Genomic DNA, 23,829 nt, shown 5'->3' with positions numbered 1-23,829 from the left:
CTTCATCCTCAGCTTACGCTCAGTCGCGGTTACGACAGCTTCATAGTATGTTTTTCTTGCCTTTGCGGCAGCCTGATATCTCTGCTGTCTATCCAGTTCAACAAAATTCTCAAATGATATATTTCGTATCACGCCCATGTCACAGCCCTTCGTCATAGGGAGGGCCATTACTGGATTTGGGAATTGGATGATTGAATGAGCGATCCTTCGGACCCGCTCGAAAGCGGCGACGGCTCGGTCGTCACGCCGCTTCTCACGAAATTTCGCGGCCTGACCTCACCGGGGCATCGGCAATTCGCCGTGGCCGAATTCGAATTCGCGGACGGGGCCATCATCCGCATCCCGATTGCCTGCGATGCCGTGGCCTCTTTCAACGATGCATTGGTGGTATGGATGTCCAAGGGTAACGCGACCAGCGCCGTCGTGCATTGACACCAGCCCGCGAAGAAGCCGACACACGGACCAGTACTCCCGGGAGTACTCAAGCGGGCCACTATTTTCGGGGCTTGATATAAGCTGTTATACCGACGGGGCCAGCGAGAGGTTGGAAGGAAAACGGTCCGTGGAGTTTGAGGCTCGGCCTCAGCCATGCAGGTGTCGCCCGCCCCATTTGCGCTCGGACAGCTCGGCGTTGCAGCGTTCCTGTTTCCTGTGCCAGAGGTAGCCCGACAGGATGACCGCGCCGATGATGATATCGGCGGCCAGGACCTTGAACAAAGCCGGCATCCAGAGGGCTGCCAGCAGCGCACTGGCATCGGCTGCGAGACTGGTCATCGGAACAACTCCCTCAATCGTCCCAAACCAACAACGAACCTACGCCCCGACCCCGGCAATTTAATGTCGTAACCCGAGGGGGACGAAAAAATGCCTCACAGCTCGCCAAGGAAACTGGCGAGATTGTCGCCGAGCGCATCGCAGACATAGCCTCCCTCCTGCACGATCGCCATCGGCAGCCCCAGGCTGGCGATGCGGGCGGCGATCCGGCCAAACCCCTTGGTGGTCACCGTCAATTCCTGGAAAGGGTCGCCCTCGAAAGCGTCGAGGCCGAGCGCCACCACCAGCGCGCCCGGTGCGAAGGCGGCGATGCGATCCAGGGCCACGTCGAGGGCCGTGAGGAAGCCCTCGTCCCCCGTTTTGCGTGGCAGGGGCAGATTGAGATTGTAGCCGAGCCCCTCGCCTTCACCCCGCTCGTCCGCGTGCCCCCAGAAGAAGGGATAGAAGCGGATGGGATCGGCGTGGACGGAAACGGTGAAGATATCGGAACGGCCATAGAACATGCCCTGGGTTCCGTTGCCATGATGCAGGTCGACATCGAGAATGGCGACGCGGTCGTAGCGGCTGCGCAGGGCCTGGGCGGCGATACCGCTATTGTTGAAGAAGCAGAACCCGCCGGCAAGATCGGCGAAGGCGTGATGGCCCGGCGGCCGGCAAAGCGCATAGGCGGCGCGTTCCCCGTCGAGCACGAGGCCGGGAGCATGATAGGCCGTGTGGGCGCTGGCCAGAGCCGCTTCATAGGTCCCGGCGGAGATCGGGCAGGCGGTGTCGGCCATGTGATAGCCCGCCTGCCCCACGGCGGAGGCGGGATAGGCCCCGTTGCGGCGATCGGGATGGATGTTGGGGATCACCTCGGCCGAAGCCCCGTCGATCTCGAGCCAGCGCGCATGGATGTGGCGCAGGAAGTGGATATAGTCGGGCTTGTGCACGGCGGCGACGGGCGCCAGCCCGGCATCGTCGGGGGCGATCTGCGTCAGCCCGGCACCAAGGGCTGCCCGCAGCAGGATATCGCAACGGCGCGGCACCTCCGGATTGGGCCGTTGCGTGCCGCTCGACAGAAAGAAGCTCGGGTCGTGGCGCCTCTGGGTTTCGCTGAATACGACCTTCATGCCCGCCATTCCTCCGTCCGCTGCGACTCGATCCGCCTCTTGTCTAGCCGATCCGGCAGGAGCCGTGTCCGGCAAATTGCCGCTGGCTGTGACCCGCGAAACTGCCGGACAGGTCAATCGATGCAAGAAAGCGGCATTGTTTCCCGAGGACTTGTTTCATGCGTCCGAGCACCGGTTTCCCTGCGCTGCTGGCTTTCGGCTGCGCCGTGCTGGTCTTCTTCGAGACGCGGGGACACTATCTGGCACGGCTGATCAATGGCTGGTTTCCCTGCCGGCAGGATCCTGCCAATTCCGCCCCCTGCCATGTGACGACGAGCCTTGCGGTCATCGTCGTGGCCGCCGCCGTCGGGCTGGCGGCGCTCGCCGTGATACTGGTGCGGGTGCTGATGGCCCGCCGGCCCTGAGATATTATCAATAGGTCGCGCGGCCGCCTGAAATATCGAAGACAGCGCCGGTGGTGAAGGAACACTCTTCGCTGGCGAGCCAGGTGATGATGGCAGCCAGTTCCTCCACAGTGCCGAAGCGGCCCATCGGGATCTTCGACAGCATGTAGTCGATATGGGCCTGACTGACCTGCTGGAGGATCGGCGTGTCGACCGTCGCGGGCGTGATGGCGTTGACGGTGATGCCTTCCTTCGACAGCTCCTTGCCCAGAGATTTGGTCAGGCCGATCACCGCAGCCTTCGACGAGGAATAGGCCGAGGCTGTGGGATTGCCTTCCTTGCCGGCGATGGAGGCGACGTTCACGATGCGGCCATAGCCATGCTTCTGCATCAGCGGCGCGACGAAGCGGTTGCAGTAGAACAGGCCGTTGACGTTGATGTCATAGACCCGCTTCCACTCCTCGATCGGATAATTGACCAGCAGTTCGTTCTTCCCGGCCACGCCGGCCGAACAGACCAGGACGTCGATGCGGCCGAGCTGGCTTTCGGCCTGCTGCGCTGCCTTTTCCACGGCAGCGGCGTCGGTGATGTCGATGGCAATGCCGTGGGCCCGCGGCCCCAAGGCCTGGCAAGCCGTCGCGACACGGGCGGCGTCCACATCCCATATCGAGACCGAGCCCCCCTCGGCCACGATGCGCTCGGCCGTCTTGAGGCCGATGCCGGAGGCTCCGCCGGTGATGATGGCGCCGCGGCCCTCAAAGCGAATGATCGTGGTCATGCCGGTCCTTCCCTTGCCTTCCAAATGCCGGCCAAGCTGCCGGCGCCTTCGCATTTTTTGAGGCAACAGGGGTGATATCGGATTATTTGTCAGACAACAAGAGAGCGTGCCTTCCGGAATTTGTAAACTTGACTGACAAGTTTCTTGCGTCACTATTCCGTGCAACAAAACGCAGGAAGGACGAGGCATGGCATCTGCCCGCATCAAGCAGGTCAGGACCTATCTGGTTCGCAGCGAAGGCGGTGGCGATTATTTCAGCCAGAAGCAGGGGCACTGGCTGATCGACACGCTGATCGCCAATCCGATGTCGGGCTATGCCGACTACAAGGCCTCACGCACCAGCTGGGGCATCAACGTCATGGGATCGATCGTGGTGGAGATCGAGGCTGAAAGCGGCCATGTCGGCCTTGCCACAGGCTTTGGCGGCGAGCCCGCCTGCTGGCTGATCCAGCATCATTTCCGCCGCTTCCTCGAGGGCGCCGACCCGCGCGACCTCAATCGCCTTTGGGACCAGATGTTCCGAGCTTCGATGTATTACGGCCGCAAGGGGCTGCCGCTCGCCACCATCTCCGTAGTGGACCTCGCGCTGTGGGATCTCATCGGCAAGATGCGGGAGGAGCCGGTCTACAAGCTGATCGGCGGGCGCACTAAGGGAGAGATCCGCTTCTATTGTACCGGTCCGCGGCCGGAAGCGGCCCGCCGGCTCGGCTTCTGGGGCGGCAAGGTACCCCTGCCCCACGGCCCGGCCGACGGCATCGCTGGCCTGCGCGCCAACCTCGCCTTCCTCGCGGCGCACCGGGAGGCCGTCGGCCCCGACTATCCGCTGATGGTAGATTGCTACATGGCGCTGGACGTGCCCTATGCGATCGAGCTCGCCACCGCCTGCAGGGACCTCGATATCTACTGGTGGGAAGAGGTGCTGCATCCCGACGATGTCGAGGGCTATGCGCTGCTGAAGAGAGCTTTGCCGGCTATAAAATGGACCACGGGCGAGCATGAATATTCGCGATACGGCTTCCGAAGGCTGATCGAAGGCCGCCACATCGACATCTTGCAGCCCGATGTGATGTGGGTCGGAGGCCTCACCGAATTGCTGCGGATCTCCGCCCATGCCGGCGCCTACGATATTCCCGTCGTGCCGCATGGCAGCGGCCCGTTCAGCTACCACTTCGTGATGTCGCAGCCCCACTCGCCCTATTGCGAATATGTCGCCAACAGCGCCGACGGGCAGGACGTGTTGCCGGTTTTCGGCCCCCTCTTCAGCGACGAGCCGGTGCCGAAAAACGGACGCCTCGACGTTCCCGATACACCGGGCTTTGGCCTCACCCGCAATCCCGCGGCGGTGCTGGTCGAGGCCGGGATGTAGCAGTGGCACGCCCTGCCCTGCTCAGGGTTCCGAATTCAGGTTAACGCCAAGCGTTACTACCCTCCCCTCGATGGGGAGGGTCGGCCTGAAAGGCCGGGGTGGGGTGAGAAACGCCATCCATTAAAAAACAATGGGAGAGCGACCTCTTGGAACTGTCGCGCCATCACCCCACCCCGACGCTGCGCGTCGACCCCAGGTCATTCCAAGAGGAATGACCGACCCCATCGAGGGGAGGGTAAAGTGTAGCGTCACGTTAACCTGAATTCGGAGCCCCGCTTCGGCGCTTGCTCTCGGCCCGCCAATGTGATCACAGTCAGAGATGAGCACCGAGAGCCTCGCTGCCGTCGAACCGGCCGACACCGCGACCAATCCGCTGCACCAGCAGGTCTACAGGACGCTGCGCGAGCAACTGATCATCGGCAATCTCCATCCCGGCAAGAGCATGAGCCTGCGCGGCATCAGCGACATGCTGGGCGTGGGCGTGATGCCCTGCCGCGAGGCGATCCGCCGCCTGGCCGCCGAAAACGCCCTGGAGGTCCAGCAGAACCGGCGCGTCTGCGTGCCGCATCTGACGGTGACCCGCTTCGAGGAGCTGATGAGCGCACGGCTCGCCCTCGAACCGCTCTGCGCCCGGCGCGCCTTGCCTTTTGTCGATAGCGACAGGCTGGAGCGCATGATCGCCCATGACGAGACGATGAACCGGAACTACAAGACCGGCAGCGCCGACGTCTACATGCTCGCCAATTACAACTTCCACTTCGAGCTCTATCGTGCCGGCAATTCGGACGTGCTGGTTCCCCTGCTCGAAAGCGTCTGGGTGCAGTTCGGCCCGTTCATGCGCACCATCTACGACGTAGTCGACGGCGCCGAGATCATCGACAAGCACAAGATGGCGATCGAGGCGATCCGCCGGAACGATGCGGATTCGCTGCGCACCGCCATCGAGGCCGACATTCTCGACGGCATGTACCTGCTGCGGCATACCCTCGGCCTGGGGGCGAGCTAGGCTTTACGCTCCTGCAGGATGTTGCCGCCGTCCACCACCAGCACGGCGCCGTTGACGTAGCTGGCACCGTCGGAGGCCAGGAAGGCCACTGCGGCGGCGACCTCGTCTGGCGTTCCCGCCCGGCCCGGCGGTGTGGCGCGGGCGGCGATGCGCTCCTCTTCGGTGGACGCTCCCGTCTCGATCCAGCCTGGCGCCACCGCATTGACGGTCACGCCGTCCCCGGCCACCTCCAAAGCGAGGGCGTGGGTCAGCCCGACCATGCCCGCCTTTGCCGCCGAATAGGCGGCCTCGCCGGGATTGGAGACATAGGGGCCTGTGACCGAAGCGACATTGACGATGCGCCCATGCCGCCCGGCAATCATGGCGGGCAGAAAGGCCCGCGTCACCAGGAAGGCGGTCTTCAGGCTGACGTCGATGCCGCGGCTCCATTCGGCCTCGTCGAGTTCGACGAAGCGCTTCTGCACCGCCGGCTGCAGGACGCTCCCCATGCCGGCATTGTTGACGAGGATGTCGACGTCACCAGCCGCCGACCGCAATCGGCGCACCTCGTCGGGCCGCGTCAGGTCGGCCACGGCCGCCCAGGCTTCGATCCCCTCGGCTTCCAGTTCCGCCGCGCGGCGATAGATGCGGTCGGTCGAGGCCGTGATCGCAACCGAGAGGCCGGCTCGGCCAAAGGCCCTGGCTATGGCGAAGCCGATCCCGTCGGGCGCGCCCGCCCCCGTCACCAGGACCGAGCGCGAACGGAGGAAAGGTTCCGAAGTCATTTCACCCTCCCGCCTGTTCGAAGCCGGTGAGGACATTGACGGCGTTGACCCCGAGCGCCCCGACGGCATAGCCGCCTTCCATCACGAACAGGGTCGGCAGGCCCAAAGCCGCGATCCGCACCCCGATCTCGCTGAAATGCGGGGTGTCGAGCTTGAATTGCGAGATCGGGTCGTCCTTGTAGGTATCGACCCCGAGCGAGACCACCAGGGCCTGCGCCTCGAAGGTGCCGATCCTGCGGCAGGCATCCTCGAAGGCGGCTGACCATTCCGGCCATTGCGTGCCGGAAGGCAGGGGATAGTTGAGGTTGAAGCCCTCGCCTGCCCCCTCGCCGCGCTCGCGGGCATAGCCGAGATGGAAGGGAAATTCGAAATCGGGATCGCCATGCATGGAAGCGACCAGCACGTCGGCCCTGTCGTAGAAGATCTCCTGCGTGCCGTTGCCGTGATGATAGTCGACGTCGAGCACCGCCACGCGGGAGCGGCCGGCATCGCGGAAACGCTGCACGGCAATGGCGGCATTGTTGAGATAGCAATAGCCACCGAAGAAATCGCGGCCCGCATGATGGCCGGGCGGGCGGCACAGGGAGAAGGCCGTACGCTCGCCGCCGAGCACGGCATCGGCGCCGGCGAGCGCGGTGTCGGCGGCACGCTTGGCCGCCTGCCAGGTGGTGGCGGTGATCGAGCCGGCCATATCGAAGGAATAATAGGAAAGACGGGCATCGAGGCCCTTCGGCGCCTTGTCGATAGGGGGCATGGAGCGATGGCGCCAGCTATAGGGCCAGACCTCGCCGTCGCGGCCGGCTGCCCGCCATTCCTCATACACGCCCTCGAGGAAGTCGACATAATCGGGGGTATGGATACGCTTGATCGGCTCGATCTCGTAGTCCCGCGGGGTGAGTACCGGGCCGAGTCCCACCTCCTTGACGCGCGCCAGGATGATCTCGGCCCGCTCCGGCTTTTCGAAGGTTTCGACGATCTTGCCGAAGGAAAGCTCCATGCCGCTGTGATGGAGATGATGGTCGGCGGTGTAGAAGGTCTTCATGCCAAAAGCTCGGGTTCAATAGCCTGCGGTAATGCCGAAATCGATGGAAAGAGCCGCGCCGGTGATCGGTGCGGCACCGGGCTGGCAGAGATAATGGATGAGGCCGGCAATCTCTTCGGCCTTGATGAAACGGGCGTTCTCGCCCTGCGGGTAATTGCCGAGCAGCCGGCGCTTGTAGGCGTCGGGATCGCCGCCGCCATAGGTCGCCGCCTGGTATTCGATCATCGGCGTGGCGACGTCGCCGGGGCAGATCGCATTGACGCGGATGCCCTGCGGTGCGAGTTCCAGCGCCAGGGCCTTGCTGAGCAGCACCAGCCCGCCCTTGGAGGCGCAATAGACGGCCGCGCCCTTGTTGCCGACCAGCCCGGCATCGGAAGCGATGTTGACGATCACGCCGCGAGAGACGGCGAGATGGGGAATGGCGGCCGAGATCAGGAAGAAGGCACCCTTGAGGTTGACGTCGAGCACGCGGTCCCAGTCCTCCTCGGCGACTCCCGTGGCGGGGCCCTCCAGCCAGACGCCGGCGGCGTTGACGAGCACATCGAGCCCACCGGCCTCGGTCGCCTTCGCCACCACCTCGCGGCAGGCCTGGGCCGAGCGGATGTCGAGCGGCAAAGCGAGGACCTCGGCGCCGGCCTCCTCTACCCTTGCCCGGGCCTCTTCGAGACGTGAGCCCGGAAGATCCGCCAGGACCACGCGCGCGCCGTCCTGGGCGAAACGCAGCGCGGTCGCCAGACCCATGCCGCCGGCGCCACCGGCAATCAGAATGGTCCGCCTGGCCATCTCAGACGACCTCCCCGTAAAGCTGCAGCTCCAATGCGGTGATATCGGCGGCAAAACGCCGGTATTCCGCCCGCTTGAGCGCCAGCAGCACATGGTGAAGGCGCTCGCCCAGGGCCTCTTTCAGGAAGGTCGAGCCGGCCGCCGCCTCGATGGCGCTGCGCCAATCGGCCGGCAGGGCGTCATCGGCCGCACTGGCATAGGCGGTGGCCGGCGGGCCCGGATCGCGCTGGGCGGCAAGGCCCCGGCGGATGCCCGCCAGGACGGCCGCGCCGACCAGATAGGGATTGGCGTCGACGCCGGCGGCGCGCTGCTCCAGATGCCGGCCCTGCGGCGAACCGGCGGGAACGCGCACGGCGACGGCCCGGTTGTTGACGCCCCAGCTCGGCGCCGTCGGCGCATAGCTCTGCGCCGCGAAGCGCCGCCATGAATTGAGGTGGGGCGCGAAGACCAGCATGCTCTCCGTCATGGTCTCCAGCAGGCCGGCAATGGCATGACGCAGGGCCGGCGCGAGCGCACCGTCGCGGTCGGCGAAAAGATTGGCACCGTCGCGGGCCGACAGGCTCGCATGGGCGTGCATGCCCGAGCCGGCGCGGCCGGCAAAGGGCTTTGCCATGAAGCAGGCCTTCATGCCGTGGCGCACGGCGAGTGCGCGCAACAGGCGCTTGAGCATGATGAGGTCGTCGGCGGCCCGCAGCGCATCCTCGCGATGGCGCAGGGTCAATTCGAACTGGCCCGGCGCATATTCGGAGATCAGCGTCTGCACCGGCAGGGCCTGCGCCTCGGCGGCGCGATAGACCGCATCGACGAAGGGCTCGAGGCGATCGAGTTCATCGACCGAATAGACATGGATGCCGCTCAGGCGCTCGCCGGTCAGCGGCATGCGGAGCGGCTGCGGGCGGCCATCAGCCGCCGCCTCGCGGTCGAGCAGGTAGAATTCGAGCTCGAAGGCGGCGACGGGCTGCCTGCCCTCGGCCTGCAACAGGTCCTGCTGGGCGGCCAGGGCATGGCGGGGATCGGCGGCCATCGGCGAGCCGTCGAGTTCGAACAGCGACACGCGCACCTCGCCGCGCGGCGGCGAAGTCCACGGCAGCGGCACCAGCGAGCCCGCGATCGGCCAGGCGCGCCGGTCGGCATCGCCATCCGACCAGACCAGGCCGGTCTCCTCGACATCCTCTCCCGTGACGTCGAGGCCAAGAATGGAGCCGGGCAGATGCCGGCCGCCGCGGAACAAAGGCAGCAGTTCCTCCCGCCTTATGATCTTGCCGCGGGCAATGCCGTTGATGTCGATCAGCACGAGATCGAAGGCGCCGATCTCGGGGTGATCGGCCAGGAACGCCTCGGCCTCGGCGATATTGGCGGCCTGGGCGGGCCGGGTCGAAGAGGCTGACATCACGCGGCCTCCGCGGCCTGGCAGAAGCGGGCGAGGATTTCGCCATAGGCGGCGACCAGCGCCTGAGCTTCCGCCTCGGCCAGGGCAGGACTGACCAGGATCATGTTGTGGAAGGGCGTGAGCAGGAAGCCGCGATTGAGCAGGGAAAGATGCAAGGCCTCCTCGATCACCGATGAGGCGGCTTGCCGGGCTTCCACCGCGTTGCGCACCGGCTCGGGGCTGAACACCACCTCCAGCCGGGCGCCGACACGGGTGACGTGCCAGGGCAGGCCCTGCGCCGCTATCGCCGTGATCAGGCCTGCCTCGATGATGTCGGTGCGGGCGGCCATGGTGGCGTAGGTCTCAGCCGTCATCACCTTTTCCAGGCTGGCCCTCAGGCAGGCAAGCTGCAGCGCGCTGCCGGACAGGGTGGTGCCGATGCCGGAATGGCCGTGGCTGTCGCGCGCCCGCCGCGCCCTGTCGAGCCCCTCGGCCGCCGCGGCGCTCATGCCCCATACGCTCACGGGCACGCCGCCGCCGATGGGCTTGCCCATCACCATCAGGTCGGGCTCCAGGCCGTGGAGCATGGTGTAGCCGCCGAGGCCGGTCGAAATCGTGTGGGTCTCATCGATCAAAAGCAGCGTGCCATGTTCGCGTGTCAGCCGCCGCAGCGTGTCGTGGAAGCCGGGCGCGGGCAGGATCATGCCGCAATTGGTCATCACCGGTTCGGCCAGCACGCAGGCCACCTCGCCGGACGCCAAGGCGTTGCGCAGCGCTTCCTCGTCATTGAAGGGAATGGCGATGGTGGTCTCGCCGAGATCGACCACCTGCCCGAGCAGGCTCGCCCGCGAGAAGGTGCGGCCGTTGACGAGATCGACCAGCGTGTCGTCGACCGCCCCGTGATAGCAGCCGTCGAACACCAGGATCTTGCGCCGGCCGGTCACGGCTCGGGCCACGCGGATGGCGAAGCGGTTGGCATCGCTCGCCGTGGCGCCGATCTGCCAATGCGGCAGGCCGAAGCGGGCAGCGAGCAATTCGCCGACGATCTCGGCATCGGCGGATGGCAGCATCGTCGTCAGCCCGCGATGACCGGCCTTGCACAGTACGTCCAGGATCGGCTCGGGCCCATGGCCGAACATGGCGCCGGTGTCGCCCAGGCAAAGATCGACCGCCGCATTGCCGTCGATGTCGGTGAGATGCACGCCGCTCGCCTGTTCGATCACCATCGGGAAGGGCATCGGCCAATCGAGCATCCAGTGCATCGGCACATTGTCGAAGAGGCCCTTGCCCTTGCGCTCCGCCATCGCCCGCGCCTTGGGCCGGCGCTCGGCGTAGAGCTGCCGTTCGGCCGGCAGCAGGGTCTTCACCCGCGCCTCGATGGCCGCATTGTCGATCGGCGTGCTGGACACGAGAAATCTCCGCTGAATGGATTGCCACACCGCTCGTCGCCAGGAGACATTGAGCATTATTGTGATCACAATCAGCAGAATACAGACTGCATTGTCAACCGGATATCCAATAAATTCATAAATTGTGATCACGTTGCGAGTGCGCGAGCGATGTCCTTCTTTTTCGAGGGCGACAGGCCCGGCCAGCAGGCCGAGCGGCCGCCGGCAAACTACGATGCATGGTATAACTGTGGTGCGTTTTGACCGCCCTCCATGCCCCACTGTTGTCCCCGCGCCACCGCTGGTGGCGGGGAGGGATGAGAGATCAGGCCAGCGGCAGGGGAGCGCTTTTCCCTGCTCAGGCGTGCGGCGGCAGGGGCGCGCCGTCCAGCCGCGTCCTCAGCCAATCGCGCGCCCGGTAGTAGCGCAGCGTGAGCTGGGGTCCGAAGCTCATATAGAAGGGCGCCTTGTGCAGGGGCTCGACCTTGAGCGAGAGCTCCTGCTCCGGCACGTCCAGCGCCCATTCCGACAGGATGCCGCCGAGCATGCTGCCGGTGGGCACCCCGCGCCCGGAGAGTCCCGTCAGGGCGACGACGCCGGGCGCCAGGCCGTAGAGGCGGGGGATGGTCCTGGCCTGCATGTCGAGCTCGCCGAACCAGAAATACTCCCAGCGGATCTCCTGCCTGATCTGGGGATGCAGCCATTTCAGGCGATCGCTCATCACCTGATGGGTATAGGCGAGATCGCGCCCGCGCCGCCCCATCGGGAACATCGAGGCGACGATGCGGCCCTCGGCATTGTATTTGTAGACATAGATGTCACCGCGGCCATCATGCATGGTGGTGTTCTCAGGCAGGACGGAGCGGCGCTCCTCCTCGCTGAGCGGCTGCGTTGCCGCCACGAAGACGCGCATGATCTTGAAACTCTGGTCGAGCCTGGGCCAGCCCTCGACCGTATAGGCGCCGGTGGTGAAGATCACCTTGTCGGCAACCACGCTGCCATCGGCGGTGTGGGCCCCCCAGCGCGAGCCCTCGCGGGTGACGTTGGTCACCTTTGATCCCGTATGCAGCACGCCGCCTTCCTGCAGCACCGCCCGCGCCAAACCGCGCGCATAGCCCAAAGGATTGAGATGGCCAGCCTCGCTGTGGAACCAGCCGCCATGGAAGCGCGGGCTGCCGGTGATCGCCTCCACTTCCGCCTTGTCGACGAAGCGGGTGCGGGCGCCGACGGCATTGTATTGCTCGACCTTACGCTTGATGGCGTCGATGGCACCAGGGCGGGCCGCCGCCTGGACATAGCCGTTCTGCTGCCATTCGCACTGGATCTGGTAGCGCTCGATCATGGCGCTGACGCGGGCATTGGCCTGGGTCTGCCGGGCAATCAGCCTTTCGGCCCAGGGCTCACCGAGCAGCCGACGCAGTTGGGGCAGGCTGAAATGGGTGAAGGTCGGCGTGCAATGGCCGGCGTTGCGGCCGGAGCCGCCGAAACCGGCCTGCTCGGCCTCCAGCAGCACCACGCTGACGCCCTTGCGCACCAGTTCGAGCGCGGTCGTCAGACCGGTATAGCCGGCACCGACGATGCAGACATCGGCCTGGACGCGCCCGGCCAGCGGCACGGTCTGCGGCGCGGGAGGAGCGGTCGCATACCAGAGCGTCGTGTCGAAGGGAGAGAATTTCGCCATGGCCGTGCCCCTCAGTTCAGGTCGCTTCGGGCATCGAGGGCATCGCGCAGCCCGTCGCCGATGAAGTTGAAGCTGGTGACGGCGAGCGTGATCGCCACGCCCGGGACGATGGCGAGCCAGGGGGCATTGGCGAGATATTGCTGGGCGCCGTTGAGCATGTTGCCCCAGCTCGGCAGCGGCGGCTGGATGCCATAGCCCAGGAAGCTCACATAAGCTTCCAGCAGAATGGCGCGGGCCACTGTCAGCGTCGCCGCCACGATGATCGGCCCGATGACGTTGGGCAGCAATTCACGGAACATGATCCAGCTGTTCGACAGCCCCACCATGCGTGCCGCCAGCACGAAGTCACGCTCGCGCAGCGAGCGCACTTCCGCCTCCACGATGCGTGCCACCTCCATCCAGCTGGTGACGGCGATGATCACCGTGATCATCAGCGGGCTCGGCTTGATGAAGGCCGCCAGCGTCAGGAGCAGGAAGATGCTGGGGAAGGACAGGAAGGCATCGACGAAGCGCATCAGGGCAGAGCCCGCCCAGCCGCCATAATAGCCGGCGGTGACGCCGATCACCGTGCCGAGCGCCGTGCTCAGCAGCATGGCGAAGAAACCGACCAGCAGCGAGATGCGCCCGGCCATGAACAGGCGCGCGGCAAGGTCGCGGCCGAGCGGATCGGTGCCGAAGATGTGGTAGCCGGTCAAAGGCGGCGCGAATCGGGCCCTCAGATCGATGAAGAGTTCGTCATAGGGCAGCAGGCGCGGGCCGAGGATGCAGGCGAGCGTCAGGAGGATGATCATCGCCAGGCCGACCATGGCGAGCCGATGCCGGCAGAAGCGCCGCACCGTGCGATTGCGCCACCAGCGCGGCTTGGGTGAGGGCGATGCGGGGGAAAGGGTCGCTGAAGCCATCTTTTTCTCCCAGGAGCAAAGCGCGTTTCGCAAAACGCTTTAGCCGAGCCGAATGCGGGGATCGACGAAGGCGACGAGTAGATCGGCGATCAGATTGCCGATGAGCACCAGGATCGCCGAGAACATCAAAAGCCCCATGATCACCGGATAATCGCTGTAGCCGAGGCTATCGAGGAACAGCCGGCCCATGCCCGGCCAGGTGAAGACGGTCTCCGTCACCAGCGCCCCGCTCAGGATGGTGGGCAGTTGCAGGCCGGCCAGGGTGATCATCGGCAGCAACGCATTGCCGATCACATGCTTGACCAGCACGCGGCGCGGCTTCAGCCCCTTGGCCTTGGCCGTGCGCACGAAATCCTGGTTGATCACGTCGAGCGTGGCCGTGCGCATGTAGCGGCTCCACACCGCCACGTTCACCAGCGCCAGCACGATGCTCGGCATGATGAGATGGATGGCGTAGTCGGCGAAGCTGCCGTCTCCCACCGTGTACATATTGCCCGCCGGCAGCCATTTCAGCTTCAGCGAGAAGAGGTAGATCGCCACCAGGCCGAACCAGAAGGTGGGAATGGAGAGCGCCACCATCGCCCCCACCGTCGCCAGCGTGTCGAACAGCGAATAGCGGCGCGTCGCCCCCATCACGCCGATCCAGGTGCCGAGGACAATGGAGATCAGGGTGGAAAAGCCCATCAGCAGCAGCGTGGCGAAGAGATGCCCGCCGATGATGGCGAGCACCGGTTGGCCGTCGCGATAGGACCGCCCCCAATCGCCCTGCACCAGATGCCAGAGCCAGTCGAGATACTGGATCGGCAACGGGCGATTCAGGCCCATCTGCTCGGCGATGCGGTCGAGCGCCTCCTTGGTCATGCCCGGCGTGAGCGTATATTGCGAAAGCGGGCCGCCGGGCGCCAGATTGAGCACGGCAAAGCCGATGACCGAGACCAGCAGCAGCAGGATGAGGCTCTGCCACAGCCGGCCAGCGAGATAGCGCAGCATGGGATCGTCTCCACTCGGCCGGCCTTAAGGGCCGGCTGTCAGCAGTGTGGCGGGCCGGGCCAACCACTTCGGGTTAACGCGGAGGCACCACTACCCTCCCCTGGAGGGGGAGGGTCGGCCTGAAAAGGCCGGGGTGGGGTGAAGAGCTCTGACGTGATCATGCGAACAGACCGCTAAGCGAAGAACCACCCCACCCCGAGGCTTTGCCTCGACCCTCCCCCTCCAGGGGAGGGTAAGACGGCGCTCGTTTACCCTGGGCCGTTACCCCGGGGTGGCAGGCCTATTTTTTGGCCCAGTGCCAGGTGTTGACGTTCCAGCTGTCGATCCGGTTGTTGATGTTGGGCCGGAAGCCCTCCACCCCCTTCTTGCGCCCGCGCACGGTGGCGTATTGATACATCGGCAGGAAGGGCAAGTCGGCGCGCATGATCTCCTGGATCTTGAAATAGAGCTTGCGGCGTTCTTCCCGCACAAAGGTATTGCCGGCCTCTTTCAGCAGCTTGTCGACTTCGGGATTGGCATATTGCCAGGTGTTCTGGCCGTTGCCGCCCTTCGCCCCGCTGGATGTGGACATGAAATAGTCCGAGGTATCGGGATCCGGCCCGGTTATGAAATTGATGCCGACGACGACGCTGTCGAACTTCGACATCATCCAGTAGTCGCCCCACATCACGGCCGGCGGCAGGTTGGAGATCGTCATCTCCACGCCGATATCCTTGAAGGATTGCTGCATGAACTGCTGCGCCTGCTCGCGCAGATGATTGCCGGCGGTGGTCGAGTTGCTGAAGGACAGGCGCACGCCATCCTTGGCGCGGATGCCGTCGGCGCCGGGCACCCAGCCGGCCTCGTCGAGAACCTTCTTGGCCTTCTCGGGATCGTATTCCTGCTTGGGCAGGTCCGGATTGTAATAGTAGGACTGCTGCGGCATGTAGGATTCGGTCGGGGCCGGCAGGCCGTAATACAGCGCCTCGATAATCGTCTTCTTGTCCAAGGCGTGATAGAGCGCCTTGCGGACGGCCGGGTCCTTGAACTGCGGGCGCTCCATATTGAATCCGACCGACTCGATGGTTGCGTTCGGCACGACGTCAACGATTTTGCCCTCGAGGGTCTTGGCCTCTTCATAGTGGTCGGCCGTGATCCATTGCAGGCCGACGAGGTCGACATCCCCGGTCTTGAACTGGGTGTACATCACCGTCATGTCGGGGATGTATTTGTAGACCACACGCTCCAGATAGGGGCCCTCGCCGAAATAGTCCTCATTGGCGGCGAGCTCGATATAATCGCCGGGAACGCGCTTGCTCCACTTGAAGGGCCCGGTCCCGACGGGCGCATTGTTGAAGGGCGCCGTGTTCTTGTCGGCGGCTTCGCCCAGTATGTGCTTGGGCACGATGAAGGTGGAAGCGAGGATCGAGGGATAGGGCGCAAAGGCCTTGTCCATGCGCCAGGTGATCTCGGTCGGCGACACCACCTTGATGTCGCGGACATGCTCGTGACCGGTGCGCCGCCAGCTGCGGAAATTGGGATCGACCATCAGCTCCAGGGTGAACTTGACGTCCTCGGCCGTGAAGGGCTTGCCGTCATGCCATTTCACGCCGTCGCGCAGCTTGACCTTCCAGGTGAGGCCGTCGGCGGAAATGCCGCCATTCTCCACGGTCGGTACCTCGACGGCGAGAGATGGCGTGAACTTGCCGTCCGGATCGACGTCGAACAGCGGGTTGAACACGCTGTAATGGATGCCCTCGTCCACCTCGATGTGCAGCAGATGCGGATTGAAGACCGTCGGCTCCTGCGAGAAGCTGATGACCATCTGGCCCGACGGCTTGTCCTTGCCGGCCGCCAGGGCTTCCTCCCGCCCGAGCAGGGCCGGCATCAGCAGCGCCGAGGCGCCGGTCGCCATAAGGCCGAGGGCCTGCCGCCGATTGGGATGTGGGAACTGGTTCCGCTCTTGTTTCGACATGATGAGTTCCTCTGGAGAGTGACGGTTTTTTATAGTTGTTTTCAGTCGGTTGCCGGCCCGGGCCTGCCCGGACCGACGGCTCAGAACCCGCTGATCAGCTCGATCTTCGATCCGTCCGAGAAGCGGGAAAAACGAAAATTGGCCGGGTCAACCAAGGGCGGCCGCCCCGTGACGAGATCGGCCATCAGCTTGCCGGCGGCCGGGCCGATGCCGAAGCCGTGGCCGGAAAAACCGGTGGCGATGTGGAAGCCCGGAATGGCTTCGACCGGTGAGATCACCGGCACGGCATCCGGCGTGACGTCGATATAGCCGGCCCAGCGCTGGGCGATCTCCGCCTTGGCGAAGACGGGGAAGGCCTTGGTGAGATTGGCCAGGGCGACGTCCGTCAGTTCTTTCGCCGGCTCGGGATCGAGCACGCGGCAGCGTTCGAAAGGGCTGACCTCGTCCATCGCCCATTGCTTCGGCACGCGGGCTTCTTCGAAGAAGCGGCTCCCCATGCGCAGATTGAGCGATCGCCATTCCTTGCGCAGCGCCGGCAGGAAGTCGAAGAAGAAACGGAAGCTGTTGGGCACGATGTCGACGACGTTCTCGTGCCCGGAGGCGATGGTGTAGCCGCCATCGGCACGCTTGCGCACGGCAAAGCCGTTGGACCAGATCGCCGGTTCCGGCCCGCCTTCGAGCGGCTTGGTGCGCAGCACCGAGTTCTTCACCTTCAACTGCGGCAGGCGGATGCCGAAACGGCCCGAGAACAGGCTCGACCAGGCCCCGCCGGCCAGGACGACGGCGCTGCAGGCGATCGGGCCGCGTTCGGTGACGACGCCGCTGATCGCCCCGCCCGACGTCTCCACGCCGCGCACGGCACATTCGGTCAGGATGGCAGCCCCCTTGCGCCGCGCCGCCTCCGCGATCAGCGGCGCGGCGCGCTGCGGTTCGGCCCGGCCGTCCTCGGCGGTGAAAAGCGCGCCCTTGATATCCATGGTCGTGCCAGGGAACATCCGCCTGTACTCGCTGCCCGAGATCATGCGCGAATCGAGCTGGTAGCCGTCGAGATTGCGGTTCCAGCGCTCGTGGTCGGCATATTCCTTGTCGGTGGCGCAGGTGAACATGATGCCGGCGCGCGTATAGCCGGTGTCGCCCTCGACCCGCTGGTCGAGCGTCTTCCAGATCCTCAGCGCCTCGGCCATCAGCGGCACTTCCCGCGGGTCACGGCGCGAGATGCGCACCCAGCCCCAATTGCGGCTCGACTGTTCCTGGCCGATGCCGCCTTTTTCGCAGAGCGCGACCTTGAGGCCCCGCTCGGCCAGTTCGAGCGCCGTCGAGGTACCGATGATGCCGCCGCCGATGACGACGACATCAACCTTGGCGGGCAGCGTCGCATCGCCTTGAACGGGAATGACGGTGGGGCCGGGCATGTCAGTAGGACTCTTCGAGCTGGCAGTTGATGGTGAATTCGGCGACGCTGGCTTCGTTGGGCAGTTCGATCAGCATGGCGATGATGCGGGCCAGGTCATGCGGCGAGGTCATCTTCTCGGCGGCGCGGTCAGTCAGACCGAGGGCCATGTCGGTGGCGACGAATCCAGGGCAGATCGCGGTGGCGCGGATACCGCGCTCGAAGCCTTCGTGACGGATGCCGTGCGCCAGGGCGACGGCCGCATATTTGGAGATGGAATAGAGCCCGGCCTGCGAGGACTTGACCCGCTTGCCCGAGAGCGAGGCGATGACGACCACCCGCCCGCTCCCGCTTTCCGACAATGCCTGCCAGGCCGCCTTGGCCAGACGCCGCGGTGCCTTGACGTTCACGGCCAGCATGGCGTCGAGATCCTCGTCCTCGGCCTCGATGACGTTTCTCGGGATCATGATGCCGGCATTGGCGATAACGGCATCGATGCGCCCGAAACGCCGCAGCGCCGCACCGGTCCAGTTCGCCTCGGCTTGCGGATCGGTGGCGTCGTAGGCTTGGAGATGCACCCGCTCTGGATCCGCCCAGGCCGGCTGTTCCGGATGCCGCATGCCCAGCGAGAGCCGCCATCCCCGGCGCGCGAGTTCGGCCGCCGCCGCCTGCCCGATCCCCCGATTGGCGCCCGAGACCAGGGCCACCCTCTGCTCGCTCATACAACCTTTCCTTCCTTGTCGGCACCATGCTGAGGCGGCAGGCCCACGAAGCGGCGATAGGCCCGCTTGAGGATGTCCATGACCTGTCTCTGCTCATGTTCGGGAATGAAATCGAAAAAGCGCTTCGACTGCTCCGTCGCCAGCACACGCACCTTGGCGGCCAGCTCGGCGCCGGCAGGCGTGATATAGAGTTCGTGAGCCCGGCTGTCGTCGGATGAAATCCTGCGGGTGAGCAGCCCCTGCTCGATCATATGGTCGACCAGCCGCCCCATGGCGGAACGGTCCTTCATCACCAGATGGGCGATCACCGAAGGGCGGATGCCGGGATGGCTGTCCACCAGCAGCAGCGTGGTGACCTTGCCGGTGCCCTTGGCGACTTCGAGACCGTCGAGCCATTCGTCGAGGTCCCGCGATACGGCCAGGCTGATCACCCGGATATAGAAGCTCAACGTATCCTCCAGCACATCGAGATCGATATGCTCGGGCAGCGTCGGCGGTTTAGCCCGTGTTCCCTTCATCGAGCACCCCCTGCAACATGGCGCGTTCACGACCGAACGCCCGTTGCTTTCATTCCTGTTCGGCGCGTCTTGCGATCCATGGCGAACCCGCCGAATTGCAGACGCTTCAAGCATTTGGTCTGGATACCGGCAGGTTTCCCGGTGCGGCGGCGAACCGCCGTCATATCAGGCTGGTGACGGTATCAAACGACAGATAGTGGACAAACACAACTAATTTGGGCATGCGCTTGGGTGACAGGTTCTCCTTTTCCGTTGCTCCGGTTCTCCGGGTTCAGGCGGCAGGCTCCCACTCGCTGCCCGGAATGGCCGCCACCAGGCGTTTGGTGTAGTCGTTCTGCGGCTTCCGAAAGACCTGCGCCGGTGGCCCGGACTCGACGATCCGGCCCTTGAACATCACCGCGACCTCGTCGCAGATCTGGCTGGCGACGCGCAGGTCATGGGTGATGAAGATCATCGCCAGATGCATCTCCTTCTGGATGCGTGCCAGCAATTGCAGGATCTGGGCCTGGATCGAGACGTCGAGCGCGGAAACCGCCTCGTCGGCGATCAGCAGGACAGGATCGAACATCAGCGCCCGGGCAATGCCGATGCGCTGGCGCTGGCCGCCGGAGAATTCGTGCGGAAAGCGGTCATAGGCACCGGCATCGAGGCCGACGCGGCCGAGCAGGCCGATCGCCTTTTCCTTGGCCTTGCCGGCGGCCATGCCCTGCGCGATGGGCCCGACGGTGAGAATGCGCCCGATCGTGTGGCGGGGATTGAGCGAGGCGTAGGGATCCTGAAAGATCATCTGGATGCGCGGGCGCAGCGGGCGGAACTCGTCCTCGCGCAACGGCGCGATATCCCGCCCCTCGAACAGGATGCGGCCGCCATCGCTGCCCATCAGCTTCATCAGCACCCGCCCCAGCGACGACTTGCCGGAGCCCGATTCCCCGACGAGCCCGAGCGTGCAGCCCTGCCGGATCGAGAAGCTCACATCGTCGACGGCACGCACCGGCGCGCCCTTGGTAAAGAAGCGCCCCTGCCCCTGATAGGTCTTGCTGATCCCCTCGGCCGCCAGGATGACGGGTGGCAGTGCGGCAGGCGCAGCATCTTGGGAGGCCATGCGCGGGACCGCCGCGATCAGCGTCTTGGTATAGGGGTGCTGAGGGTCGCGCAGAACTTGGGCGGCGGTACCCTGCTCCACCAGCCGGCCCTTTTCCATCACCACGACGCGGTCCGCGATCTCGGCCACCACACCGAAATCATGGGTGATGAACATCACGCTCATGCCCTTGCGGCGCTGGATCTTGCGGATGAGCTCGAGGATCTGGGCCTGAGTGGTGACGTCGAGCGCCGTGGTCGGCTCGTCGGCGATCAGCACGTCCGGGTCGAGGGCGAGAGCAATGGCGATCATCACGCGCTGGCGCTGGCCGCCCGAGAGACGGAAGGGATATTGGTGACGAATGGCGGCGGGATTGGGCAAGCCGACTTCGCCGAGGAGTTCGACGACCTTTTGCTGCCGGGCGGCCGGCGTGCCCACACCATGGGCCTCCATCGCTTCGGCGATCTGGTCGCCGATGGTCATCAGCGGATTGAGAGCGGAAAGCGGATCCTGGAAGATGATCGAGACGGCCCGGCCGCGCAGGTCGCGCAGCTGTTCCTCCCGGGTCGCCAGCAGGTCCATGCCCTTGAACAGGATATGCCCGCCCGTCACCGTCAGCGACGACGATAGCAACCCCATGATCGTGTTGGCGGTAACGGATTTGCCCGAGCCGGATTCGCCGATGATGCAGAGGATCTCGCCGGCCTTGAGCTCGAAGGAGATGTCCTCGACGGCGTAGGGCCGTTCCATGTTGCGCGGCAGGCTGACGGTGAGCTTCTCGACCGACAGGATGGTGGCGCCCGGGATTTTCGGCTCGGCGTCGGAGACCAGCATCGTGACCATCCTTCCCAATCACCGGCGGGAGGTCAGTAACCCGCCCTCGATATAGTGGACGATTACAACTAATTTTGCCGGCGGCGCCAAGTGGAAATTTCAGGCAGGGAAGGTATCTTATTGCCGCAATAGACAGCAGGCCGGTCAGGCCGCGTTCGGCCGGGTGCCGGAAAACGAACCCGGCAGCAGGCGGAAATAGGCCAGTCCCTGCCCAGCGCCGCGTGCCACGAGGAAGCCGATCAAGGCAAGCCACAAGCCATGATTGCCGAGGGGCTGCAGCAGCCACCACAGCCCGAAATAGCAGGCGAGCGCCACCGCCATCAGGTTGCGCATGGCTGCGTTCCAGGTGGCGCCGACATAGACGCCGTCGAAGGTGAAGGCGAGCGCACCGGCGATGGGCGTGACAGCGGCATAGGGCAGGAATTGCCGGGCCAGTTCGCGGACCGAGGCGCTGGTGGTCATGAAATCGATGAAGGCCCCGCCCGCCGCGAACAGCACGGCGGACATGGCGATCGCCAACCCCAGGCTCCAGATCACCGAATAGCGCACGGCCTTTTCGAAGGACCGCCGGTTGTTGGCGCCGATCGAGCGCCCGCTGAGCTGTTCGGCCGCTGTGGCGATGCCGTCGAGGAAATAGCCGCCCACCAGGAAGAAATTGTTGAGGATGGCGTTGGCGGCCAGCGTCACGTCGCCGGCCAGCGCACCCTGGCGCCCGAAGAAGACGAAGGCGGCCAGCAAGGCGAAGGTCCGCAGCATGATGTCGCGGTTGATGGCAATCATGCGCACAAACTTGGCCTTGTCGAAGACGAGGGCGCTCGGCACGCCCAGATGTCCGCCGAAATGGGCGATCACCACGGTCAGGCCGGCACCGACGCCAGCCGTCTCCGCCAGTGTGGTGGCCCAGGCGGTGCCGGCGACGCCCCAGCCCATTCCCAGCGTGAACAGGATGCAGAGCAGGATATTGACCACGTTGATGCCGATCTGCAGGAACAGGCCGGTGGTGGTGCGTCCCAGGCCGACCAGCCAGCCGAGCACGGCATAATTGGCGAAGGCGAAGGGTGCCGACCAGATACGGATGGCAAAATAGATTTCCGCCGCATGGGTTACCTCGGGCGAGGCGCCGAGAAGCGGGAAGGCGACAGCCGCAATCGCGCGTTGCAGCGCCACCATGGCGAAGCCGAGCACGGCGGCCATCACCAACGCCCGCAGGAACACCGCCCGCTGTTCCAGCCTGTCGTCGGCGCCGACGGCCTGCGCCGTCAAGCCGGCGGTGCCCATGCGCAGAAAGCCGAAGCCCCAGAACAGGAAATCGAACAGGAGGGCATTGAGCGCCACCGCCCCGAGCAAGGCCTCGCTGCCGATCTGCCCGATCACGGCGGTATCGACCAGCCCGAGCAGCGGCGTGGACAGATGCGCCAGAGTCATCGGCGCTGCGATGCCGATGACGATGCGGTGGCTGACGGGAACGGGGCGGACGGGGATGTCGATCGAAGCGGCGGGCATGGGCGGTGATTTTCCTCGCGCCTTGGTAGCCCCAATCAAGAGTCATTCCAAGGTGCCCGCCCAAGATACTCCGAGCCGATTTGCCCGTCCCCGTTACGAGCCGTTCCCGGGAACCGGTTGCGCCAAGCGCAAAGCCGCCCCCTGCCCGGCATTATCCTTCTCCACCTCTTCGCTGAGTTCACGGCCCCGCGTTTCCGGCAACAGGGCGATGGCGAGGAGCACGAAGAAATAGGCGCTGACCGCGGTGACGGCCATGGCGTCGCGCAGCGGGAGGTGCCCGCCTGCCGTCATCAGGCCGATCACCGTGGGAAAGAACGCGCCGGCGGCCCGGCCGAAATTATAGGCAAAGCCCTGGCCATTGCCCCGGATGGCATTGGGGAACAATTCGGTGAAATAGGGCCCGAGCGCGCTGTAGATGCCCAGAGCCGCAAAGCCGAGCACGAAATCGAGCGCAAACATCACCGCGCCGCCGCCCGGCAGATAGAGGAAGGCCGGAATGAAGATCCAGTTCAGCAAGGCAAAGAGCAGGAAGTTGCGCCGGCGGCCGATGGCATCGCACAGATAGGCGGCGACGATATAGCCCACGAAGGAGCCCACGGTGAGGACGAACATGTGATAGCCCACGCCCACCGTGGAGATCTCCCGCACCGTCTTCAGGAAGGTCGGCAGCCAGATCACCATGGAAAAGCCGCCGGCCTGCACGCCGAAGGCCAGGAGCGAGGTCAGGCTGGTGGTGCGCAGATAGCGCCGGTGGAAAATCATCAACGGGCTGACGGGCGCTTCGCCGGCCTTCACCCTCTTCTCCCGGGCCGCCAGGAAGACGGCCGGCTCGGGCACGCCACGCAAGGCGAGCAGGACAAGGATGGCCGGCGCCGCGCCGAGCCAGAACATCCAGCGCCAGGCCTGCGTATCCGGCAGGGTCGCGAACAGGATGGAGGAGAGGATCGCGGCAATGGCATAGCCGATCGCATAGGCGCTCTGCACGGTGCCGACGGCCTTGCCGCGATATTCGGAACGGATGATCTCGCCCATCAGCACGGACCCGGCAGCCCATTCGCCGCCGAAGCCGATGCCGGACAGGATGCGGGCGGCGAGCAGTTGCTCGAAGGAGTTGCAGAATCCGCTCAGCACGGTGAAAAATGAGAACCAGAGGATGGCGAGCTTCATGACGCGCACGCGCCCGATGCGGTCGCTCAGGATGCCGGCCGCCCAGCCGCCGATGGCGGAGGAGATCAGGGCCGAAGTTCCGAGAAAGCCGGCCTCGGCATTGGTCATGCCCCACACCGCGATCAGGGTGGGGATGAGAAAGCTGTAGAGCTGGGTGTCGAGCGCATCGACGGCCCAGCCGCCGAAACAGGCATAGAGCGTCTTGCGCTCGGTACGATCGAGACTGGTGAACCAGGTGAACATGCCTTCCTCCCTGCTTCCGGCCTTGTGATTGGGGCTGCACGTCCGGCCCGATGGGCAAGGCGCGAGCGATGGGGGCCGGTTA

The 23,829-nt window shown here is 65.1% G+C and carries 22 protein-coding genes; 4 read left to right on the top strand and 18 right to left on the bottom strand.

The genetic code is table 11. From position 1 onward, the window contains the following. Positions 1–195: 195 nt before the first annotated feature. Positions 196–432: a hypothetical protein gene (locus J8I29_RS01060; RefSeq protein WP_209430321.1), complete on the top strand. Its 237-nt coding sequence runs from the start codon at positions 196–198 to the stop codon at positions 430–432. Positions 433–582: 150 nt separating this feature from the next. On the opposite strand, the gene J8I29_RS01055 is transcribed toward J8I29_RS01060, so the two are convergent. Then, the gene (locus J8I29_RS01055; protein WP_105864428.1) at positions 583–774 is read right to left on the bottom strand and encodes a hypothetical protein; all 192 of its coding nucleotides are present in this window, start codon (positions 772–774) and stop codon (positions 583–585) included. 95 nt (positions 775–869) lie between these two features. Next, a complete protein-coding gene (locus J8I29_RS01050; protein WP_209430320.1) occupies positions 870–1,883 on the bottom strand; it encodes a histone deacetylase family protein in 1,014 nt (337 codons plus the stop codon). 158 nt (positions 1,884–2,041) lie between these two features. Here J8I29_RS01050 and J8I29_RS01045 point away from each other — a divergent pair, with 158 nt between their 5' ends. Further along, entirely contained in the window at positions 2,042–2,287 is a 246-nt protein-coding gene (locus J8I29_RS01045) for a hypothetical protein (protein WP_209430319.1), read from the top strand. Between the two features lie 7 nt (positions 2,288–2,294). On the opposite strand, the gene J8I29_RS01040 is transcribed toward J8I29_RS01045, so the two are convergent. Further along, complete coding sequence (locus J8I29_RS01040; protein WP_105864425.1) at positions 2,295–3,044, bottom strand: SDR family NAD(P)-dependent oxidoreductase; 750 nt, start codon at positions 3,042–3,044, stop codon at positions 2,295–2,297. 187 nt (positions 3,045–3,231) lie between these two features. On the opposite strand from J8I29_RS01040, the gene rhmD reads away from it, so the two are divergent. Next, on the top strand, positions 3,232–4,410 hold the full coding sequence (rhmD, locus tag J8I29_RS01035; protein ID WP_209430318.1) for an L-rhamnonate dehydratase: 1,179 nt from the start codon (positions 3,232–3,234) through the stop codon (positions 4,408–4,410). A 319-nt stretch (positions 4,411–4,729) separates the two neighbouring features. After that, positions 4,730–5,416, top strand: a complete 687-nt coding sequence (locus J8I29_RS01030; protein ID WP_209430317.1) for a GntR family transcriptional regulator — start codon at positions 4,730–4,732, stop codon at positions 5,414–5,416. Here the strand turns inward: J8I29_RS01030 and J8I29_RS01025 are convergent. The 15 genes from J8I29_RS01025 to J8I29_RS00955 form a co-directional block, all read right to left on the bottom strand. Beyond that, the gene (locus tag J8I29_RS01025; protein ID WP_209430316.1) at positions 5,413–6,180 is read right to left on the bottom strand and encodes an SDR family NAD(P)-dependent oxidoreductase; all 768 of its coding nucleotides are present in this window, start codon (positions 6,178–6,180) and stop codon (positions 5,413–5,415) included. The genes J8I29_RS01030 and J8I29_RS01025 overlap by 4 nt on opposite strands. A gap of 1 nt (position 6,181) precedes the next feature. Next, complete coding sequence (locus tag J8I29_RS01020) at positions 6,182–7,222, bottom strand: histone deacetylase family protein (RefSeq protein WP_209430315.1); 1,041 nt, start codon at positions 7,220–7,222, stop codon at positions 6,182–6,184. A 15-nt stretch (positions 7,223–7,237) separates the two neighbouring features. After that, on the bottom strand, positions 7,238–8,005 hold the full coding sequence (locus tag J8I29_RS01015) for an SDR family NAD(P)-dependent oxidoreductase (RefSeq protein ID WP_209430314.1): 768 nt from the start codon (positions 8,003–8,005) through the stop codon (positions 7,238–7,240). 1 nt (position 8,006) lies between these two features. Beyond that, entirely contained in the window at positions 8,007–9,395 is a 1,389-nt protein-coding gene (locus J8I29_RS01010; RefSeq protein WP_209430313.1) for a glutamine synthetase family protein, read from the bottom strand. After that, a complete protein-coding gene (locus tag J8I29_RS01005; protein WP_348535965.1) occupies positions 9,395–10,783 on the bottom strand; it encodes an aspartate aminotransferase family protein in 1,389 nt (462 codons plus the stop codon). Before J8I29_RS01005 ends, J8I29_RS01010 begins: the two co-directional genes overlap by 1 nt. A gap of 337 nt (positions 10,784–11,120) precedes the next feature. Then, positions 11,121–12,443, bottom strand: coding sequence for an FAD-binding oxidoreductase (locus J8I29_RS01000; RefSeq protein ID WP_209430311.1), 1,323 nt, complete (start codon positions 12,441–12,443; stop codon positions 11,121–11,123). 11 nt (positions 12,444–12,454) lie between these two features. Then, a complete protein-coding gene (locus J8I29_RS00995) occupies positions 12,455–13,345 on the bottom strand; it encodes an ABC transporter permease (protein ID WP_105864417.1) in 891 nt (296 codons plus the stop codon). A gap of 39 nt (positions 13,346–13,384) precedes the next feature. Continuing rightward, entirely contained in the window at positions 13,385–14,335 is a 951-nt protein-coding gene (locus J8I29_RS00990; RefSeq protein WP_105864416.1) for an ABC transporter permease, read from the bottom strand. A gap of 280 nt (positions 14,336–14,615) precedes the next feature. Further along, entirely contained in the window at positions 14,616–16,289 is a 1,674-nt protein-coding gene (locus tag J8I29_RS00985; protein ID WP_209430310.1) for a peptide ABC transporter substrate-binding protein, read from the bottom strand. A gap of 80 nt (positions 16,290–16,369) precedes the next feature. Then, the gene (locus J8I29_RS00980; RefSeq protein WP_209430309.1) at positions 16,370–17,701 is read right to left on the bottom strand and encodes an FAD-binding oxidoreductase; all 1,332 of its coding nucleotides are present in this window, start codon (positions 17,699–17,701) and stop codon (positions 16,370–16,372) included. A gap of 1 nt (position 17,702) precedes the next feature. Further along, positions 17,703–18,401: an SDR family NAD(P)-dependent oxidoreductase gene (locus tag J8I29_RS00975; protein ID WP_105864413.1), complete on the bottom strand. Its 699-nt coding sequence runs from the start codon at positions 18,399–18,401 to the stop codon at positions 17,703–17,705. Next, complete coding sequence (locus J8I29_RS00970; protein WP_105864412.1) at positions 18,398–18,919, bottom strand: MarR family winged helix-turn-helix transcriptional regulator; 522 nt, start codon at positions 18,917–18,919, stop codon at positions 18,398–18,400. Before J8I29_RS00970 ends, J8I29_RS00975 begins: the two co-directional genes overlap by 4 nt. A 271-nt stretch (positions 18,920–19,190) precedes the next feature. Beyond that, positions 19,191–20,834, bottom strand: a complete 1,644-nt coding sequence (locus tag J8I29_RS00965; protein ID WP_209430308.1) for an ABC transporter ATP-binding protein — start codon at positions 20,832–20,834, stop codon at positions 19,191–19,193. Positions 20,835–20,978: 144 nt separating this feature from the next. Further along, a complete protein-coding gene (locus tag J8I29_RS00960) occupies positions 20,979–22,337 on the bottom strand; it encodes an MATE family efflux transporter (RefSeq protein WP_209430307.1) in 1,359 nt (452 codons plus the stop codon). 93 nt (positions 22,338–22,430) lie between these two features. Next, on the bottom strand, positions 22,431–23,747 hold the full coding sequence (locus J8I29_RS00955) for an MFS transporter (protein WP_209430306.1): 1,317 nt from the start codon (positions 23,745–23,747) through the stop codon (positions 22,431–22,433). Positions 23,748–23,829: the final 82 nt, after the last annotated feature.

Origin of the sequence: Labrys sp. LIt4 (assembly GCF_017813775.1) — a bacterium.
Lineage (GTDB): Bacteria > Pseudomonadota > Alphaproteobacteria > Rhizobiales > Labraceae > Labrys > Labrys okinawensis_A.
Note: the sequence above shows the minus strand (reverse complement) of the source record. Positions and strands in the feature narration are given on the sequence as shown.

Bases quoted from the DNA above. Each gene is read 5' to 3' on its own strand.
- J8I29_RS01060 (WP_209430321.1), top strand. From the start codon at position 196: ATGAGCGATCCTTCGGACCCGCTCGAAAGCGGCGACGGCTCGGTCGTC.
- J8I29_RS01055 (WP_105864428.1), bottom strand. From the start codon at position 774: ATGACCAGTCTCGCAGCCGATGCCAGTGCGCTGCTGGCAGCCCTCTGG.
- J8I29_RS01050 (WP_209430320.1), bottom strand. From the start codon at position 1,883: ATGAAGGTCGTATTCAGCGAAACCCAGAGGCGCCACGACCCGAGCTTC.
- J8I29_RS01045 (WP_209430319.1), top strand. From the start codon at position 2,042: ATGCGTCCGAGCACCGGTTTCCCTGCGCTGCTGGCTTTCGGCTGCGCC.
- J8I29_RS01040 (WP_105864425.1), bottom strand. From the start codon at position 3,044: ATGACCACGATCATTCGCTTTGAGGGCCGCGGCGCCATCATCACCGGC.
- rhmD (WP_209430318.1), top strand. From the start codon at position 3,232: ATGGCATCTGCCCGCATCAAGCAGGTCAGGACCTATCTGGTTCGCAGC.
- J8I29_RS01030 (WP_209430317.1), top strand. From the start codon at position 4,730: ATGAGCACCGAGAGCCTCGCTGCCGTCGAACCGGCCGACACCGCGACC.
- J8I29_RS01025 (WP_209430316.1), bottom strand. From the start codon at position 6,180: ATGACTTCGGAACCTTTCCTCCGTTCGCGCTCGGTCCTGGTGACGGGG.
- J8I29_RS01020 (WP_209430315.1), bottom strand. From the start codon at position 7,222: ATGAAGACCTTCTACACCGCCGACCATCATCTCCATCACAGCGGCATG.
- J8I29_RS01015 (WP_209430314.1), bottom strand. From the start codon at position 8,005: ATGGCCAGGCGGACCATTCTGATTGCCGGTGGCGCCGGCGGCATGGGT.
- J8I29_RS01010 (WP_209430313.1), bottom strand. From the start codon at position 9,395: ATGTCAGCCTCTTCGACCCGGCCCGCCCAGGCCGCCAATATCGCCGAG.
- J8I29_RS01000 (WP_209430311.1), bottom strand. From the start codon at position 12,443: ATGGCGAAATTCTCTCCCTTCGACACGACGCTCTGGTATGCGACCGCT.
- J8I29_RS00995 (WP_105864417.1), bottom strand. From the start codon at position 13,345: ATGGCTTCAGCGACCCTTTCCCCCGCATCGCCCTCACCCAAGCCGCGC.
- J8I29_RS00990 (WP_105864416.1), bottom strand. From the start codon at position 14,335: ATGCTGCGCTATCTCGCTGGCCGGCTGTGGCAGAGCCTCATCCTGCTG.
- J8I29_RS00985 (WP_209430310.1), bottom strand. From the start codon at position 16,289: ATGTCGAAACAAGAGCGGAACCAGTTCCCACATCCCAATCGGCGGCAG.
- J8I29_RS00980 (WP_209430309.1), bottom strand. From the start codon at position 17,701: ATGCCCGGCCCCACCGTCATTCCCGTTCAAGGCGATGCGACGCTGCCC.
- J8I29_RS00975 (WP_105864413.1), bottom strand. From the start codon at position 18,401: ATGAGCGAGCAGAGGGTGGCCCTGGTCTCGGGCGCCAATCGGGGGATC.
- J8I29_RS00970 (WP_105864412.1), bottom strand. From the start codon at position 18,919: ATGAAGGGAACACGGGCTAAACCGCCGACGCTGCCCGAGCATATCGAT.
- J8I29_RS00965 (WP_209430308.1), bottom strand. From the start codon at position 20,834: ATGCTGGTCTCCGACGCCGAGCCGAAAATCCCGGGCGCCACCATCCTG.
- J8I29_RS00960 (WP_209430307.1), bottom strand. From the start codon at position 22,337: ATGCCCGCCGCTTCGATCGACATCCCCGTCCGCCCCGTTCCCGTCAGC.
- J8I29_RS00955 (WP_209430306.1), bottom strand. From the start codon at position 23,747: ATGTTCACCTGGTTCACCAGTCTCGATCGTACCGAGCGCAAGACGCTC.